At 36.3% G+C, this 17,911-nt stretch carries 17 protein-coding genes, 3 pseudogenes and 1 riboswitch; of the genes and pseudogenes, 13 read left to right on the top strand and 7 right to left on the bottom strand.

Going from position 1 to position 17,911, the window contains the following annotated elements:
* The 4 genes and pseudogenes from B9T35_RS17620 to B9T35_RS18890 form a co-directional block, all read left to right on the top strand.
* Positions 1-282, top strand: a 282-nt coding sequence (locus B9T35_RS17620; RefSeq protein WP_139842052.1) for an IS3 family transposase, incomplete at its 5' end; no start/stop codon positions are given.
* Between the two features lie 15 nt (positions 283-297).
* Positions 298-597: pseudogene (locus B9T35_RS18900) on the top strand (DarT1-associated NADAR antitoxin family protein); the annotation flags it as partial.
* Positions 597-1,157: pseudogene (locus tag B9T35_RS18895) on the top strand (RHS repeat-associated core domain-containing protein); the annotation flags it as partial. The pseudogenes B9T35_RS18900 and B9T35_RS18895, both read left to right, overlap by 1 nt.
* Positions 1,123-1,197: a Fic family protein gene (locus tag B9T35_RS18890; protein ID WP_416202463.1), complete on the top strand. Its 75-nt coding sequence runs from the start codon at positions 1,123-1,125 to the stop codon at positions 1,195-1,197. The pseudogene B9T35_RS18895 and the gene B9T35_RS18890, both read left to right, overlap by 35 nt.
* A gap of 180 nt (positions 1,198-1,377) precedes the next feature.
* Here B9T35_RS18890 and B9T35_RS17605 read toward each other — a convergent pair.
* Positions 1,378-1,836, bottom strand: a pseudogene (locus B9T35_RS17605) (metal-dependent hydrolase); the annotation flags it as partial.
* Positions 1,837-2,076: 240 nt separating this feature from the next.
* Complete coding sequence (locus B9T35_RS17600; protein ID WP_086192517.1) at positions 2,077-2,568, bottom strand: internalin; 492 nt, start codon at positions 2,566-2,568, stop codon at positions 2,077-2,079.
* Positions 2,569-2,798: 230 nt separating this feature from the next.
* Between B9T35_RS17600 and B9T35_RS17595 the strand changes: the two genes are divergently transcribed.
* The 7 genes from B9T35_RS17595 (at position 2,799) to B9T35_RS17565 (ending at position 10,627) form a co-directional block, all read left to right on the top strand.
* A complete protein-coding gene (locus tag B9T35_RS17595) occupies positions 2,799-4,439 on the top strand; it encodes a CTP synthase (protein WP_086192515.1) in 1,641 nt (546 codons plus the stop codon).
* Between the two features lie 29 nt (positions 4,440-4,468).
* Entirely contained in the window at positions 4,469-5,326 is an 858-nt protein-coding gene (gene kdsA, locus B9T35_RS17590; RefSeq protein WP_086192514.1) for a 3-deoxy-8-phosphooctulonate synthase, read from the top strand.
* A gap of 44 nt (positions 5,327-5,370) precedes the next feature.
* Positions 5,371-6,660, top strand: a complete 1,290-nt coding sequence (gene eno, locus B9T35_RS17585; RefSeq protein WP_086192512.1) for a phosphopyruvate hydratase — start codon at positions 5,371-5,373, stop codon at positions 6,658-6,660.
* An 18-nt stretch (positions 6,661-6,678) separates the two neighbouring features.
* A complete protein-coding gene (locus B9T35_RS17580) occupies positions 6,679-7,071 on the top strand; it encodes a septum formation initiator family protein (RefSeq protein ID WP_086192511.1) in 393 nt (130 codons plus the stop codon).
* Positions 7,034-7,753 carry a 2-C-methyl-D-erythritol 4-phosphate cytidylyltransferase gene (gene ispD, locus B9T35_RS17575; RefSeq protein WP_086192509.1) on the top strand — a complete coding sequence of 240 codons (720 nt, stop codon included), beginning with the start codon at positions 7,034-7,036 and terminating at the stop codon, positions 7,751-7,753. Before B9T35_RS17580 ends, ispD begins: the two co-directional genes overlap by 38 nt.
* Before the next feature lie 122 nt (positions 7,754-7,875).
* Positions 7,876-9,018 (top strand): rod shape-determining protein RodA, encoded by a 1,143-nt coding sequence (rodA, locus tag B9T35_RS17570; protein ID WP_086192507.1) that lies wholly within the window; start codon positions 7,876-7,878, stop codon positions 9,016-9,018.
* A gap of 340 nt (positions 9,019-9,358) precedes the next feature.
* Complete coding sequence (locus B9T35_RS17565) at positions 9,359-10,627, top strand: D-amino acid dehydrogenase (RefSeq protein ID WP_086192505.1); 1,269 nt, start codon at positions 9,359-9,361, stop codon at positions 10,625-10,627.
* Positions 10,628-10,834: 207 nt separating this feature from the next.
* Here B9T35_RS17565 and B9T35_RS18485 read toward each other — a convergent pair whose 3' ends face one another.
* Positions 10,835-10,987 (bottom strand): suppressor of fused domain protein, encoded by a 153-nt coding sequence (locus tag B9T35_RS18485; protein ID WP_171264321.1) that lies wholly within the window; start codon positions 10,985-10,987, stop codon positions 10,835-10,837.
* A gap of 312 nt (positions 10,988-11,299) precedes the next feature.
* Positions 11,300-11,388, top strand: a riboswitch (glycine riboswitch).
* Between the two features lie 177 nt (positions 11,389-11,565).
* Between B9T35_RS18485 and B9T35_RS17555 the strand changes: the two genes are divergently transcribed.
* Positions 11,566-12,810: a D-amino acid dehydrogenase gene (locus B9T35_RS17555; protein ID WP_086192502.1), complete on the top strand. Its 1,245-nt coding sequence runs from the start codon at positions 11,566-11,568 to the stop codon at positions 12,808-12,810.
* 269 nt (positions 12,811-13,079) lie between these two features.
* Here B9T35_RS17555 and nfsB read toward each other — a convergent pair whose 3' ends face one another.
* From nfsB to B9T35_RS17540, 3 genes are all read right to left on the bottom strand, one after another.
* The gene (nfsB, locus tag B9T35_RS17550; protein WP_086192500.1) at positions 13,080-13,733 is read right to left on the bottom strand and encodes an oxygen-insensitive NAD(P)H nitroreductase; all 654 of its coding nucleotides are present in this window, start codon (positions 13,731-13,733) and stop codon (positions 13,080-13,082) included.
* A 108-nt stretch (positions 13,734-13,841) separates the two neighbouring features.
* Entirely contained in the window at positions 13,842-14,561 is a 720-nt protein-coding gene (locus B9T35_RS17545; RefSeq protein WP_086192498.1) for a UDP-2,3-diacylglucosamine diphosphatase, read from the bottom strand.
* Between the two features lie 116 nt (positions 14,562-14,677).
* The gene (locus B9T35_RS17540) at positions 14,678-15,187 is read right to left on the bottom strand and encodes a peptidylprolyl isomerase (RefSeq protein WP_086192497.1); all 510 of its coding nucleotides are present in this window, start codon (positions 15,185-15,187) and stop codon (positions 14,678-14,680) included.
* 166 nt (positions 15,188-15,353) lie between these two features.
* Here B9T35_RS17540 and B9T35_RS17535 point away from each other — a divergent pair, with 166 nt between their 5' ends.
* On the top strand, positions 15,354-17,075 hold the full coding sequence (locus B9T35_RS17535; RefSeq protein ID WP_086192496.1) for a glutamine--tRNA ligase/YqeY domain fusion protein: 1,722 nt from the start codon (positions 15,354-15,356) through the stop codon (positions 17,073-17,075).
* A gap of 176 nt (positions 17,076-17,251) precedes the next feature.
* On the opposite strand, the gene B9T35_RS17530 is transcribed toward B9T35_RS17535, so the two are convergent.
* Entirely contained in the window at positions 17,252-17,902 is a 651-nt protein-coding gene (locus tag B9T35_RS17530; protein ID WP_086192495.1) for a hypothetical protein, read from the bottom strand.
* Positions 17,903-17,911: the final 9 nt, after the last annotated feature.

Here is a 17,911-nt window from a genome sequence, read left to right as displayed (position 1 = left end):
GTGCTATTATTGATGAATGGCTGTGTTCAAAGTATGTCACGTAAGGGAAACTGTTGGGATAATGCGGTTACCGAAAGCTTCTTTCATACATTGAAAGGTCATGTTGTACATGGCAGTGTATTTGCCACTCGAAAAGAAGCCAATGCTGTCTTGTTTGAATATATTGAAATTTACTACAATAGAATCAGAAGGAATTCTGCAAACGGCTGGTTAAGTCCTGAAGCCTTTGAACAGAAATATTTTAAGAATTTAGAGGGATCGACCATCCACAATACTGTCTAGGATCATGAAAGGCTTAGAACTTCAGGAACATTAATTTCATTCGAATGTGATAGTGTAAATTGGGGACTGGAACCTAAAACTGCATTTTATGATTGGATTTATCTGAAAGCTTTAGATAAAAATAGCCGGCTTAAAAAACAAGTTTTACTATGCGATGCTTTTACTGATATTGAATTTAATCCTAAAAAATCCATAAATTGCCAAGCTTATTCATTAGCATTATATGTCTCTTTAGTAAAAAGGAATTTGGATGTAACAAAAATTATTTCTGAAAAGAAAAGTTTTTTATCTTTAATAGAAAGCTTTGAAATTTAAGCATCTTTGAAAGCTCAGAAATTATAAGCAATATCAGCCGTTTTCAAGGGCAGTATTTCGACCAAGAGACAGGATTGCATTATAATCGTTACAGATACTATTCACCGTATGTGGGGAGGTTTATAAGTCGTGACCCAATAAAGTTATCAGGTGGAAGTAATATTTATGCTTAGTCACCGAATCCAATTACATGGGTTGATGTCTTAGGTTTAACTGCTTCAACACCCCACGGTAAAGTTTGGGAAAAGACATTAAAGCAAACTTTGCCTTCTAAAATGCAAGTCCATAATATAATTCCAAAAGAAGTTGCAGATGAAGCAAAAGAGATTTGCCCAGGATTTGATGTAGAAAGTTCAGAAAATTTAATAGCATTACCTGATAAAAAAATTCAAGGTCGTATTCCACAGAGTAAATGGTATGGAACGACAAAGCATCAGGGCTCACATGGTGGTTATACTGCCAGCGTCAGTATTGCATTAAGGGCGAGTAAATATGTACGGGTAGGATCACCTTGTGCAAAAATCAATAGAAACTGGTCTGATCAAACATACCATTCCTGATGAGCGGAAAAGTCCGAAGCAAAAATATCGTTTGAAATGATCAAGTCTAGGTGTAGAGTTAAGAGGGAATAAGCTAAATGATATAATATTGATCAATAAATAAGTAGTTGGAATTAAAATAATAGTACAGTAAAATTCGACAAAATATGGACGTTATTTACGCCTATTTTATGCCTAAAATTTTAAAAAAATAAAACAAGTGATTGAGTTAAATAAATAATAAAATTTCATTTGTCCAATCCATCATCGTGACGACTAAAACCGCAGTATAGTGTTCCAAACCTACAGTGACCAATAAATTCCACTTCTTACTAAATACTTTTTCAACACCCTTTAAAATAAGCCCTGTTACTTTTTCAAGTGACTCAGGATCTAATCCATGTTCTTGCGCGCTGACATGAAATGCATGATGTTCTTTAGAATGCATTGCTTCTTGTCCAATGAATGAACTAATTTCACGATCTAATTTGGAATTGATCTTGGCTCTGTGTCTTAAAGCGCGGACTGAGCGTACAAAGTAAGATTCACCTTCAGGAAATAATGTGGATAACGCAGTAAAATAATGTGTAAAAGCTGAATCATTATTACACCAATAGCGAGGCATATTTTCAAATTTATAATCCATACGACGCACAGGAAACGAAGCAGCTATACGTGAGTTACTCAATGTTGATGTCATTTTTTTCACCTTATTTTTATAAGTTCTAAAAAGGAACTTGATGGTGAAATTAAAGGTGTAGGTAATTATTGTCAACGAATTTCAAGCTGGTAGGATAAGATCGTCCTTGATTGACAATAAAAAGCCTAAAAAGACAATTGAATAAAAATTTAATGAGTAAAAATGATTTAAGTGGAATATCTATTTAAAACAAGCAATAAAAAACCAGTCACAATGACTGGTTTTTTATTGCTTGAAAAATTAGTTTTTCAAAGCTGGAGTTGCAGCAGCAATGGCAGCAGCAACAGCATCATCTTCAGATTGTGCAGTTGAAGGTTTTGGTTTAGGTGCAGCAGCTTGCTGAGTCTCAGCTTTTACTGATTCAGCTTTAGCAGGCTTAGCTTCTGGTTTAGGTTCAGCAGGTTTTGTTGCTTCTGGTTTAACTTCAGCTTTTACAGTCTCTGTATGAACAGGACGTGTTTGCTCAGAAGGTTGAGCCTCATGAGTTTCACGACGAATCGTTGTTGTCGTGTTGTTAGTTTCTTGATGTTCAACTTCTACGTGCGCAGGAATTTCAGCTGTATCAGAAGGTTTCGCTTGCTGAGTACTTTCAAGGTTTTCAAACTGAGCAGGTTGTTGAGTGGTTGTTTCAACTTTTTCCTGTTCTTCTTCCTTCGGTGCTTCTTTTTTTACACAAGCTGTAACTAACAAAGCAGCTGCAATTGCACCGCAAATTAAAAGTTTCTTATTCATAACTGCTCAAAACAAAATTTAATAAAGACGTGGAGGAGATTATACCAAAAAAGATGATATAGAAAAATCATATCAACTGAAGCTAAATTTTTATTGGAAATGCTGATAGAATAGCCAATTGCTTATTGTTCTATGAATTGATGCGGATTGACTTTGCTTTCTTGGTACAAGGTAAAGTAAAATTGCGCAACATTGCAGGCCGATTTAGGCTCGATTGTACGAGAAACCCAATGACCCATTTTATTTTCGTTACTGGTGGTGTAGTTTCATCACTAGGTAAAGGTATTTCAGCTGCTTCAGTAGCTGCACTTTTAGAAGCCCGTGGATTAAAAGTGACCATGGTAAAAATGGATCCATACATTAATGTCGATCCAGGAACAATGAGTCCGTTCCAACATGGTGAAGTTTTTGTCACAGAGGATGGTGCTGAAACTGATTTGGATTTGGGTTATTACGAACGTTTCTTACGTCGTGCGAAAATGACCAAACTCAATAACTTTACTTCAGGACGTGTTTATCAAGACGTTTTGAATAAAGAACGCCGTGGTGATTATCTTGGCGGTACGGTACAAGTTATTCCACACATTACAGACAATATTAAAGAACGTGTTCTTCGTGCAGGCGAAGGTTATGACGTTGCAATCGTTGAAATCGGTGGCACAGTTGGTGACATTGAATCTCTCCCGTTCATGGAATCTGTACGTCAGTTAATGGTTGAGCTTGGTCATAAACGGACCATGTTGATGCATTTAACCTTGCTTCCTTATATTAAATCTGCAGCTGAACTTAAAACTAAGCCAACTCAGCATTCTGTAAAAGAATTATTGTCTATTGGTATTCAACCAGACATCTTAATTTGCCGTACAGAATATGATGTTGATGCAGAAACAACCCGTAAAATTGCACTATTTACCAACGTGGAAGCACGTGCGGTTGTGGTGTGTAAAGATGCACGTTCAATTTATGAAATTCCACGTACATTCTATGAACAAAATGTCGATGATTTAATTTGTGAACGTTTTGGTTATAATAATTTGCCAGAAGCAGATTTGACTGATTGGGATAATGTAGTTGAAGCATTATTTAACCCTGAATACACAGTACGTGTTGCAATGGTTGGTAAATATGTTGAACTTCCAGATGCTTATAAATCTGTAAATGAAGCATTGTTGCATGCAGGTGTAAAAAATCGCGTTAAAGTTCAAATTGATTATGTCAATGCTGAAGAGCTTGAAAGTCAAGATGTAGCTGAAGTATTAAAAGACGCTAATGCTATTTTAGTTCCAGGTGGTTTTGGTGAGCGTGGTACTGAAGGTAAAATGAAAGCCATTCAATTTGCTCGAGAAAACAATGTGCCATTCTTGGGTATTTGTTTGGGTATGCAATTGGCTGTGGTTGAGTTTGCACGTCATGTCGCAAATATGCCTGAAGCGACTTCTACTGAATTTAATCGTTCAACGAAATTCCCACTCATTGGTTTAATTACTGAATGGTTAGACGAACGTGGTGAAATTCAACACCGTAGTACAGAGTCAAATCTTGGCGGAACAATGCGTTTAGGTGCACAAAAATCAGAATTGGTTGAAGGCACAAAAACACGTGAAATGTATGGCAAAGCTGAAATTACAGAACGCCATCGTCACCGTTATGAAATGAATGATCGTTTTATTCCTGCAATTGAAGAAGCAGGGATGAAAATTTCAGGTTATTCTTCTGTACAACATTTGGTAGAAACTGTAGAAATTCCTAATCATCCGTGGTTTATTGCTGTACAATTCCATCCTGAATTTACAAGCTCACCTCGAGATGGGCATCCATTATTTGCAGGTTTCATTGATGCAGCTAAAAATCAGCATCAAAAAAGCAAATAAGGTTTGAACAAATAAACTAGGAAGTTTAAATGTCACAATTAAAACCACAGGAAATTGTACGTTTAGGCGATATACAAATGGCAAATCATTTGCCATTTGTACTATTCGGCGGAATGAACGTATTAGAATCTAAAGATCTTGCTTTTGAAATTGCAGAAACCTATGTGGATATCTGTAAGCGTCTCGACATTCCTTATGTCTTTAAAGCAAGTTTTGATAAAGCCAATCGTTCAAGCTTACATTCATTCCGCGGTCCGGGTTTGGAAAAAGGTCTTGAATGGTTAGCTGACATTAAAAAGCATTTTAATGTACCGATCATTACTGACGTACATGAGCCTTATCAAGCTGCACCCGTGGCTGAAGTTGCGGATATTATTCAGCTTCCTGCTTTTTTAAGTCGTCAGACGGATCTTGTTGAAGCAATGGCGAAGACCAATGCCATCATCAATATCAAAAAAGCCCAATTCCTTGCACCACATGAAATGCGTCATATCCTAAACAAATGTTTAGAAGCAGGTAATGACAAACTGATTCTTTGTGAACGTGGATCAGCATTTGGCTATAACAACCTTGTGGTTGATATGTTGGGTTTTGATACCATGAAAGAAATGAATGTTCCTGTCTTCTTTGATGTGACACATGCTTTGCAAACACCGGGTGGTCGTGCCGATTCAGCGGGTGGCCGTCGTGCACAAATTACGACACTTGCACGTGCAGGTATGGCAACTGGATTGGCTGGATTGTTCTTAGAAGCACATCCTGATCCTGAAAAAGCCAAATGTGATGGACCGTGTGCACTTCGCATGTCTCAACTTGAGCCATTCTTAGCGCAACTTAAAGAATTGGATACCTTAGTAAAAGGTTTCAAAAAATTAGATACTCATTGATGCCTTTTTAGCATCTCGTTATTCAATCAACTGAGGAATTGTTCATGAGTCAAATCGTTGACATTCGTGCACGTGAAATTTTAGACTCTCGTGGTAATCCAACCATCGAAGCAGACGTAATCTTAGACTCTGGCGTAGTTGGCCGTGCATGTGCACCATCTGGTGCTTCAACTGGTTCTCGTGAAGCTTTAGAACTTCGTGACGGTGATAAATCACGTTACTTAGGTAAAGGTGTTCGCACTGCAGTGCAAAACGTAAATGGTTCAATCAAAGATTTATTGGTGGGTCAAAACGTATTTGAACAAAAAGCGCTTGATGACAAAATGATTGCGCTTGATGGTACTGAAAATAAAGAAAAACTAGGTGCAAATGCAACTTTAGCTGTTTCTTTGGCTGCTGCACGTGCTGCTGCGGTTGAGAAAAAGACTGAATTATTCCAATACATCGCAGATTTACGTGGTCAAAAAACATTGACCATGCCTGTTCCAATGATGAATATCATCAATGGTGGTTCACATGCAGATAATAATGTTGATATTCAAGAATTTATGATTGAGCCTGTCGGTTTTTCTTCATTCTCTGAAGCATTACGTGCAGGCGCTGAAATCTTTCATTCTCTAAAATCAGTGTTAAACAAAAAAGGTTTAAACACTGCTGTAGGTGATGAAGGTGGTTTTGCGCCGAATTTACGTTCAAACGAAGAAGCGATCACGGTTATTCTTGAAGCGATTGGTCAAACGGGTTACAAAGCGGGCTCTGACATTATGCTTGCGCTTGACTGTGCATCTTCAGAATTCTATAAAAATGGTCAATACATCCTTGCAGGTGAAGGCAATAAAGCGTTCACAAGCAACCAGTTCTCTGACTATTTAGCGGGTCTTGTAAACCAATATCCAATTATATCAATTGAAGATGGTTTAGATGAATCTGATTGGGAAGGTTGGAGCTATTTAACGTCAATTCTTGGCGATAAAATCCAATTGGTGGGTGATGATTTATTCGTAACGAATCCTAAGATTTTACAACGTGGTATTAATGAGAAAGTAGGTAACTCTATCTTAATTAAATATAACCAAATTGGTACATTGTCTGAAACTTTAGATGCGATTTATCTTGCGAAAGCAAATGGTTATAGCACCGTTATTTCACATCGTTCAGGTGAAACTGAAGATTCAACGATTGCTGATCTTGCAGTAGGTACAGCAGCGGGTCAAATCAAAACGGGTTCACTTTGTCGTTCTGACCGCGTAGCGAAATATAATCAATTGCTTCGTATTGAAGAATTGACTCATGCAGCTTACCGCGGTAAAGCTGAATTTAAAGGTTTAAACTAATCTTTGAATGATCAATAAATGTTAGAAGTATTTAAATCGACTTCGAGTAAAGTGATATTGGGGCTTGTGATCATTATCGTCACAGTGCTCCAGTACCACTTTTGGATTGGTGAGGGAGGATATTTCCCTCACCAAGTTTTAGTTCAGCAAATTCAGCAACAAGCCGAAGTTAATAGTGAACTAAAAGAACGTAATCGAATATTGGCAGCAGAAGTGTATGACCTTAAAAATGGTGCGGAAGCCATTGAAGAACATGCACGCTTAGACCTCGGTCTGGTGAAGCCACATGAAACATTTGTACAAATGAGTACGATTAGTACCCATTACAAACCAATTTATATTGATCCAAATGCGAAAGTAGATTTAAGAACCAATGAATACGCAGACGAACCTGTACCTGAACAACCATAAACTATGGGTCATTATTCCAGCGGCAGGTTCAGGTCGTCGTTTTTCTAAAACAGCATTAAAGCAATACCAAATGATTCAGAACCAAACGGTTTTGGAACACACGGTAAATCGTTTAAATGATTTACCTTTAGCAGGTTATGTTTTGGCTTTAGGTGAACAAGATACATTTGCTCAAACACTCAATTTAAAAAATAAAGAAAAAGCTCATTTTTGCTTAGGTGGTAAAGAGCGAGTAGATTCAGTTTTAAATGGCCTGAAGTATTTATCTGAAATTGTAGATCCAAATGATTGGGTTCTTGTGCATGATGCGGCAAGACCTTGTGTGACTTCCTCTTGTTTAAATGATTTGGTTGCAACAGCCATTCAAGATTCTGTCAGTGCAATATTGGCAATTCAAGTTCGAGATACACTTAAATGTGTAGAATCCCATGACATGATTGATCGAACAGTAAACCGTGACAAACTTTGGCAAGCTCAAACCCCTCAGATATCAACAATATTCAAGTTAAAATCAGCCATTGAAAAGGCATTAAAAGATAATGTTGTCATTACAGATGAAGCAAGTGCTTTAGAATATAGTGGTGAAATCGTTAAAGTAGTGCAAGGACGTTCAGACAATATAAAGATTACCTATTCAGATGATTTAGAGCTTGCACGGTTAATTCTTGCTTCACAACGATAAAATATATAGTTTTAGTGTGAAAAGTATAAAAATAATAGAATAATTATCACTTGAAATATTTTCTCATTCCCATTTTGAAATTATAATTCCACATCCGAATTCACGCGCTTAAGATATTTAGAATGATACCCACACCGCAGTATCGTTTTTTGCGACGCTCTTTAAGAGATGGTCGAAGTATAAACCCTCATTCTTCAAAGTGGGCGAAACTACATTTAGATCCCTGGTTATTGGGTTTTCTTATTCTTAATGCCATGCTTGGTCTTTTGGTGGTTTATAGTGCTTCTGGACAAGATCCGCAAATGGTCTTTCGGCAGGCAACAAGTTTTGGTATCGGTTTTATCGCACTCTTTGTTTGTGCTCAAATTCCGCCAAAAGTGTATCAAATCATCAGTCCTTATTTTTATATTCTATCTATTGCTCTGTTGATTACTGTACTTCTAATTGGTGATACGCGATTAGGCGCAAAACGTTGGTTAACGATTCCTGGAATAGGCAGTATGCAGCCCAGTGAATTTATGAAATTTGCCATGCCTTTAATGATGGCGTGGTATTTTGCTCGGCACCCATTGCCTCCTAAAATGATTCATATCTTTATTGCTATGATCTTAATGTTTATTCCGCTGATGCTCGTTGCGGTACAACCAGATCTTGGCGCGGGTATTTTGGTCATGGTCAGTGGTATCTTTGTACTATTTTTAAGTGGCATGTCTTGGAAATTAATTATTGGTGCGATTTCAGCTTTGGTTATTACCTTTCCAGTACTTTGGATGTTTGTTTTTCAAGCTTATCAAAAGAAGCGAATGCTAACTTTATTTGATCCAGAGTCTGATTCATTAGGTGCTGGATGGAATATTATCCAGTCTAAAATTGCGATTGGTTCAGGTGGTGCGACAGGAAAAGGCTATATGCAAGGAACGCAATCGCATCTAGGATATTTACCTGAACATCATACCGATTTTATTATGTCGACTTATGCCGAAGAATTTGGCTTCATGGGCGTGTTATTTTTATTTTGCCTGTATGCCGCTATTATTTTTCGATGTTTAATCATTGGTTTAAATTGTTTTCATAACTACGGAAGATTATTGGCAAGTACACTAGGCTTATCATTTTTCTTTTTTGTCGTGGTAAATTCAGGCATGGTCAGTGGTGTTTTACCAGTCACAGGTGATCCATTGCCATTAATGAGTTATGGTGGAACAGCCGTGATTACTTTGCTTGCAGGTTTTGGCATTGTGATGTCGATTCATACCCATCGCTAAATCATAAATATTTTGCTAAAGCCTTTTTATTTTTCTTTTTTAAAGCAAAATACAAAGGTTTTAGGCAAGAGGTTGAATGCTTTTTCTTTAATATTGATTCGATTTAAAATATAAGAATAATGATAAATATTTGATATCTATTATAAATACTGAATTATAAAACACTCTTTTAATCTAATTGATTTCATTGACATGAAATCACAAATCCTGAGTTGAAAGCTTTTATTGAAGAGCATACATTAAGTTAAAGCTTATTCTTTTCTGATGATAGAACAACAAATTGTAAAAAGAATTGAATAAATAAACCTATTTTTTCTTCAAAATTACAGGTGAAGTTTATATGCATATCATTGTTATGGGTGCTGGTGTCATCGGCACAACTTCCGCATATTATTTAGCGCAAGCAGGGCATGAAGTCACTGTGATTGATCGTCAAGCAGGTGTAGCCTTAGAAACAAGTTTTGCGAATGCAGGACAAATATCACCCGGTTATGCATCACCCTGGGCAGCACCAGGGATTCCATTAAAAGCATTTAAGTGGATGTTTCAACATCATTCTCCCCTTGCGATTAAACTCACGGGTGATATGTTTCAGTATCAATGGATGGTACGAATGCTTGCTGAGTGTAATATTAATCGTTATCAGATTAATAAAGAACGCATGGTGCGCTTATCTGAATATAGCCGCGATTGTTTGGATGCGCTGCGTCAAGAAACAGGGATTCATTTTGATGAACGTCAATTGGGCACATTACAACTATTTAGAAAACAGCAGCAATTAGATGCTGCTGAAAAAGATACGGCTGTTTTAAAAGAAGAAAATGTTCCTTACGAATTATTGGATAAAAGCGGTGTGATTCAAGCTGAGCCTGCTTTGGCGCATGCAACTGTTGATTTTGTGGGTGGTCTACGTCTTCCTAATGATCAAACAGGCGATTGTCAAAAATTTACAGTAGAACTATCCGAGCTTGCTGAAAAGTTAGGTGTGCATTTTATGTTTAATACGCATATAAAAGGTATTGAACAAGATGGTGATAAAATCACAGGTATCATTTTAAAGGATGATACTAAAGTGACAGGTGATGCTTATGTCATGGCGACAGGGAGTTATAGTCATGAAATGCTTCAACAATTAAATATAGATGCACCTGTTTATCCATTAAAAGGTTATTCAATTACCACTAAAATTATAGATTCACAACTTGCACCTGTTTCTACCATTCTTGATGAAAGCTATAAAATAGCACTTACACGCTTTGATGATCGAATTCGAGTTGGTGGAATGGCAGAGTTGACAGGATTTGATCGGTCATTAAATACCAGTCGCGAAGATACTTTGCTGATGGTTTTACAGCAATTATTCCCAAATGCGAGTGATATTTCTGATGCACATTTTTGGACAGGTTTAAGACCGGCAACACCTGATGGAACCCCGATTGTTGGTAAAACAAAATTTAAAAACTTATATACCAATACAGGGCATGGGACATTGGGATGGACGATGTCTTGCGGTTCTGCAAAACTACTTTCAGATATTATTTCAGGTACAAAACCGCAAATTGAATATGATGATTTGAATGTATTTCGATATGATAGCGTCAAGCATTAGTAATTTGGAAAAAAGTGACTGAGCTATGAGGTGATCTAATTTTTTTTAAATTGGATCTCGTTTAAATATCGTATTTTGAAAAATATTTTTTACTGCTAAATCAGGGTCTAAATTAAAATTGATCAAGTCATTCTCATTAAAATCCTTGGTTTTATTGAAGAAATATTGAGTAGTATTTAGAATTAAATCGAGATGCTTTTTAACGTTTTAATCAAGAATTTGAATTTGATCTATTCTTAAGATGAGTTCGAATCCAAATTTACTGATTTCATTTTCATGGCTATTTTCATTGTAGTAAATTTCAGAAAGACCATAAGTCATCAATAAATAATGTGGAGTTGGTTCTGATCTTTCAAACACTTTGATTGGATCTAATTGCGCATTGGATTTTAAATGATCTGATTGAAAATTGAAGCTTTGTACTGGTTGTATATTTGGATAAAGAATATTCAGATGTTTATCGATACACTAACGATCAGCATCCTCATTTTTGAATTAACTACGAGATTGTAGAAGATCGAAGTACTTATTATTGAGTTTTTTATTGGAAAAATGAGTCGTAAATGGATCAATTATAAAATTTTAGAGTGATATGGCTTTAAGTCACAATAAGATTGTTGTTTCACTTTACTTTATAAAAATAATGGCATATACATTGCATAATAACAATTAAATATTATTGCAGGAGAGAGGTCTTCTGTAGATCCGCCGAAGGAGCAACGACCCCGGAAACTCTCAGGCAAAAGGACTGTAATAATTTTTAAAATCTGGAGAGAAGCCATTTTACTATTAATCGAGAAGATTGATATATAACAAAGAAATGTGCTCACCGAAGGGGATGGTTGTATTCAAAGGGTTTGAATACTAATCGAAGCTCTCAGGTACCGTGACAGATGGGGCATGATTTGAAATGTGGAGCATTTCAAAGGAGTGTATTTATGTGTCATATTGTCGTGATTGGTTCAGGTATTACAGGTGTAACAACTGCCTACGAACTTTCTCAATTAGGTTATCAAGTTACTGTTATTGATAAACATCTTTTCCCTGCGATGGAAACATCTTTTGCAAATGGTGGGCAATTGTCTGCTTGTAATGCGGAAGTATGGAATCAAAAATCGACAGTATTAAAGGGTATAAAATGGATGGCGAAAAAAGATGCCCCATTATTGCTCAATCCATCTTTTGATTTACATAAATATGCATGGCTAGTCGAATTCTTAGGTCATATCAAACATTATGAAAGTAATACTCACGATACCGTTAAATTGGCTTTAATGGCACGTGAACGTTTATTTAAAATTGCAGAGCAAGAAGGCATTGATTTTGATTTAGAAAAACGTGGCATTCTGCATTTTTATCATTCAGAACAAGACTATGCTGTTGCGACACAAGTGAATGGTGTATTGAATGGTGGTGGTCTAGAGCGCTATGCAGTCAGCCCTACTGAAATTAAACAAATTGAACCAAGTCTAAAAGGTGAATATTTTGGCGGTTTCTTTTGTCCAGGTGATGCAACAGGTGATATTCATAAATTCACCACAGGTTTAGCGAAAGTTACTGAAAAATATGGGGTTAAATATTTATTTGGAATGGAGGTGGTCGACGTAGAACATCATGCCAAAGGTGTAAATATTAAATACCATCCAAGCGTTGAAAACATGGAAACCCAAGCTGTTGCTGTAGAGCAAATTCAAGCTGATGCAGTTGTAGTTTGTGGAGGCGTGGGTAGCTATCAATTGGCAAATCAACTGGGTGATCGTGTTAATGTTTATCCCGTAAAAGGCTATTCAATCACCGTACAATTGGATGATGAAAAAAGTATCAATGGCGCACCGTGGGTCAGCTTGCTCGATGAAAGTGCAAAAATTGTGACCTCACGATTAGGTGCCAATCGCTTACGTATTGCTGGAACCGCCGAATTTAATGGTTATAACCGAGATATCCGTTCTGATCGAATTCAGCCATTAATTGGTTGGGTTAATCAAAACTTTGATATTTCCACAGAACATTGTATTCCTTGGGCTGGTTTAAGACCGATGATGCCAAATATGATGCCAGTAGTACGCAGAGGAAAACGCGAACGTGTGTTCTATAATACAGGACATGGGCATTTAGGTTGGACGTTATCTGCAGCTACAGCAGTCATGATTAGTCAGGAAATTGCGACGTCACATCCTGTTTAAAGATTATGTATGTTGTAGAGATAGGGCATCTTATATAAGATCTTTTATTTATCTTCTTCGAGTAGTAAAAGAGGTAATAATGACTTATGTAAGATGTCTATTTATTTAGAAATAAGAATTTACTGATTTTAGATAGATACTTTTTATCTATCTAGTACATATTCTAGTTTAACTAGATATGAGCTGATGTAAATAGATGAAAAATTATAAATATTCATATTAATAAAATAGAGGGCAAGTACCCTCTATTTTATAATTTAAACTAAAAGTTAAAGCTGAGTAAAAATTTGTTCTTTATTTAATCGTGATTTAGGTAGTTTTGCATTGAAATCTGATTCACTGCGATAGCCTAATGTAAGTAGAACAGATGGGACCAAGCCTTGTTCTGTCAGTTTTAATTCTTGGGTGATGATATCTTCATCAAAACCACCGATGGGTGTTGCATCAATACCTTCAATGCCTGCTGCAAGTAAGATTTGACCCAAGGCAATAAAAGTTTGATTTTCTGCCCAACGTTGAATATCACCTTTTTCAGTACGATAATAATCAACATAACCTGTACGACTATCTTTCTGGCCTTGTTTGGCTTTTTCATCTTTAAAACGACCACTTAAATCATCTTGATTGAGTAAGTTTTCAAGATGTTGTTCACTAATATCTGCTTTGGTACAAAATAAAATAGTGTGTGATGAATCTAAAACTTTAGGGGCGTTGTAAGCATATTTACCAACCAAAGATTTGGCAATGCGTTCTTTAGCAGCTTGATTCTCTGCAATGAAGAAGTGCCATGGTTGGATATTAATAGAAGAAGGGGTAAGACGTAAAATTTCAAGGAGCCTATTAAATGTTTCCTGAGGGATTTTCTTTTCGGGATTATAAGCTTTGGTGGTATAGCGAGTTTTTGAGACGTTTAATAAATCCATGAGGTTTGCTCATATATCGTAAATTTACGATGTAGTATATTCTTATCTTACTTTTTTGATCGTTTAAATAGTAAATAAACGTGAAAAATCACTTTTTAATAAGTGCTTTTATTTCAAATTCCATTTAATCAATTGCCATTCACCATTTTCATCTACTTCTAAAATCATGGCTTCTGACGTTCGCTCACGCCAATCTCCCAAAACAATGCGTGGTTTACCATTCACATCGTGAATTTCAGGGCGATGCGTATGCCCATGAATCAGAACATCAACATGATTTAAAGCATGATCTACAGCTTGAGTATTCACATCCATAATGTCATAAGTTTTATATTGCTGAGATTCACGACTTTTCTTACGGAAACCATTCGCTAATTTTTGTCTAAAGCTTAAAGGTGTACTTTTAATCAACATTAATAGAAGTGGGTTACGAATAACTCGTCTAAATCGTTGATACGACACATCATCTGTACATAAAGCATCGCCATGTTCTATTTTGAATTTTTTATTGGCAATATTTAATATATATTCATCAGGAAGCAGTGTGCCGTTAAATTGATTAAGGAATTTTCTCCCTAAAGCAAAGTCACGATTACCCACTAAAAAGAAAATTTGATTACCTGCTTGAGTAAATTTTTTTAAATGTTCAACAATTTCATCAAGCCATGGAGCAGTGTAATCATCACCAATCCATGCATTAAACCAATCACCCAAAATATACAGTTGAGTATTTTTACTTTGATATTGATTCAATAAATCTAAAAACCCCCGAATGAGTCGAGGGTGTTCAGGTGACAAATGTAAATCAGCGATAAACAAATAGGTCAATTATTTTTCCTACTTAGTAATTCCCCCAATCTCTCTTTATAAAGAGAGGAATTACCTTTATTTAAACATTGGGATTTTTCCGTGCTTTAATAAAGGTAAATTAGGAGAATTAAAAATTATTCAGAGATAATTTTAGCAGATTCAATCACAACATTTTCTAAAGGAACATCAGCATGATAACCACGGTTACCTGTGCGAACACCTTTAATTGCTTCAACGATATCTAAACCTTCAGTTACTTTACCAAATACTGCATAACCCCAACCTTGTGCTGTTTTGCCAGTGTGGTTAAGGAATGAGTTATCTTTTACGTTAATGAAGAATTGAGCAGAAGCAGAGTGAGGTGCTTGAGTACGCGCCATAGCAACTGTACCTTCGTCATTGCTTAAACCGTTATCAGCTTCATTCTCAATAGAATCACGTGTTGTTTTTTCTTTGAAGTTTTCATCCATGCCGCCGCCTTGTACCATGAAGTTTTCAATAACACGGTGGAAGATAACGCCATCATAAAAACCATCACGAACATATTCTAAAAAGTTAGCAACAGTAATCGGTGCTTTTTCATTGTTAAGTTCAAGAACAATACGACCTTTATTGGTATTTAATTCGACTTGAGGAAAACTCATTCTATAATCTCCTGATCATGGACAAAAAAGCCATGGGTTTGTGGTTGAGAGAAGCATAAGCAAACTGTAAACTACAAGGCAAGCAAAAACGTAATTTTCTTTGTTAATAAACTCAGAATCGCGTTTTAATTATCCTATTTTATCTTATAGAAGTGATTTATCAACTATGAAGCCAAATGATGTTGTTTCAGAACTGCCAAAGAACCCGACAACCAGTAATACATCTGTCGATGCTGTGCAGCAAGAACAACAGGCAGGCTTAGACTTTGTACGTCAAGTCATTACAGAAGATTTAGCAGCAGGGCGTACGCAAACTGTTGTGACACGCTTCCCACCAGAACCAAATGGCTATTTACATATTGGCCATGTGAAAGCAATTTGCCTTAATTTTGGTATTGCGCAAGAGTTTGGTGGTTTATGTAATTTACGTTTTGACGATACAAACCCTGATGCAGAAGAACAAGAATATGTCGATGGTATTGCCAACGATGTGAAATGGTTAGGTTTTAACTGGAATGGTGAACCTCGTTATGCATCAAGCTATTTTGACCAATTACATGCTTGGGCAATTCAATTGATTGAACAGGGCGATGCTTATGTTGATTTGCAAAGTCCTGAAGAAATTCGTTTAAACCGTGGTAATTTTGTCGATTTAGGTAAAAATTCACCTTACCGTGAAACTTCAGTTGCAGAAAACTTAGCACGTTTTGCACAAATGAATAACGGTGAATTGGGCGAAGGAAAAGCTGTTCTACGTGCCAAAATTGATATGGCCTCTCCAAATGTACATATGCGTGATCCTATTTTGTATCGTGTTTTACATTCAGATCATCATCAAACAGGGGATACATGGAAAATGTATCCGATGTACGATTATGCACATCCATTATCAGATGCAATAGAAGGCATTACCCATTCTTTATGTACACTTGAATTCCAAGATCATCGTCCATTCTATGATTGGGTTGTAGAAAAAGTAAAATCGCCATCTGTACCACACCAGTACGAATCTAGCCGCTTAAATATTGATTATACGATTACCTCGAAGCGTAAACTACGTAAATTAGTTGAAGGCAATCACGTTCATGGTTGGGATGATCCACGTATGCCAACAGTGGTAGGTATGCGTCGTCGTGGTTTTACTGCTGAAGGTTTACGTGATTTCTGTAAACGTGTTGGTGTTTCTAAAACCGATGGTATTGTTGATGTAGCAATGCTTGAGTTCTGTATTCGCCAATCTTTAGAAAACACGGCTGCACGTGGTATGGCGGTACTGAATCCACTCAAAGTGACATTAACTAATCTTCCTGAAGATATGGATTTAAGCCATTCTCGTCATCCAAATGTCGATATGGGCGAGCGTATTATTCCTTTATCTAAAGAAATTTATATAGATCGTAAAGATTTTGAAGAAGTTCCACCAAAAGGCTTCAAACGTCTAATTCCTGAAGGTGAAGTACGTTTACGTCATGCTTATGTAATTAAATGCGATGAAGTGATTAAAGATGCCAATGGTGAAGTGGTTGAACTTAAATGTTCAATCGATCCTGAAACTTTAGGAAAAAATCCAGAAGGTCGTAAAGTGAAGGGCGTTGTACATTGGGTTTCAGCAGACAAAGGTATTGTTGCAGAAGTACGTGTTTATGACCGTTTATTTACTGAAGCTGCACCAGATGCAGATGATGACTTTCTCGCGAACTTGAATCCTGATTCGCTGACTGTCCTGCAAGCGGTAATTGAACCTGCATTAGCTCAAGCAAAAGCTGAAGATCGTTTCCAGTTTGAACGTGAAGGTTATTTTGTTGCTGATCAATATGATCATACTGCTGAAAAACCCGTGTTTAACCGTATCTTAGATTTAAAAGATAGTTTTAAACCAGGTAAATAATTTCAGTGTATTTATGAATTAAATGAAAAAGCTCAATTTCGGTTGGGCTTTTTATGAAATATTAGGTAGGTATTAAAAGTGAACAGTGAATTAAATTTTTATTGTGCACTCATCCATTTTCCAGCACTGTCTTATTTTATATTGGTTTAATAATTTGCGCTTTCAACTAGACGAGTTTAATCATATAAGCGATAAATTCCAGTAAAGCGTTCACAACCTTTTTGTTGTGTTTTTACAGTTAAGAGTGCTTTTTGAAAGTTGAGCTGATATTTACAGTCATGTTCATTATCTAAAATTTCATTTTTTTTGTTGGGTGTCGTATAGGCAAGTAAAGAAATAATTTGAGTGTCTTTACGATTGTTGGGATTGCGATAAGCCATTCCTTCAATTTTAATACGATCTTTAGTGAGTTGATGAACTTGTAAATGTATTGGTTGTTTAGCAATAACACCATTTTCATATTTGATAAAATGTTGTGTTAGGCTTTGATTCATTGAGGTATAAAAATTCAAATCCTCCAGTCGAATATCAAATTGCTGCTTAATACATTCTACACCTTTGCATTGACGAACTCGGTCTAACCACAGTTGATTGGTATCATCAATTAATCGAATTGGCGCATCCGTGATTAAATATGCTGTCAGATATTTTTCATTTAACTCAGTGCGTAATTCTTTTAAATGATCACTACATAGGCGTTTATCCAATGTTAAATGTGGCTTTTCACATTGAATTGGATAGGCATGCGTGATCGTTGTTCCACAAAAGCCTATAAATAGAGCTGAAACAATATTTTTAATCAGATTAGTCTCGGTTTTCAACAGCATGATCGCTTA

Origin of the sequence: Acinetobacter sp. ANC 3832 (genome assembly GCF_002135415.1) — a bacterium.
In the GTDB taxonomy this organism is placed as follows: domain Bacteria; phylum Pseudomonadota; class Gammaproteobacteria; order Pseudomonadales; family Moraxellaceae; genus Acinetobacter.
This window is presented reverse-complemented; position numbering and strand designations above follow the sequence as displayed.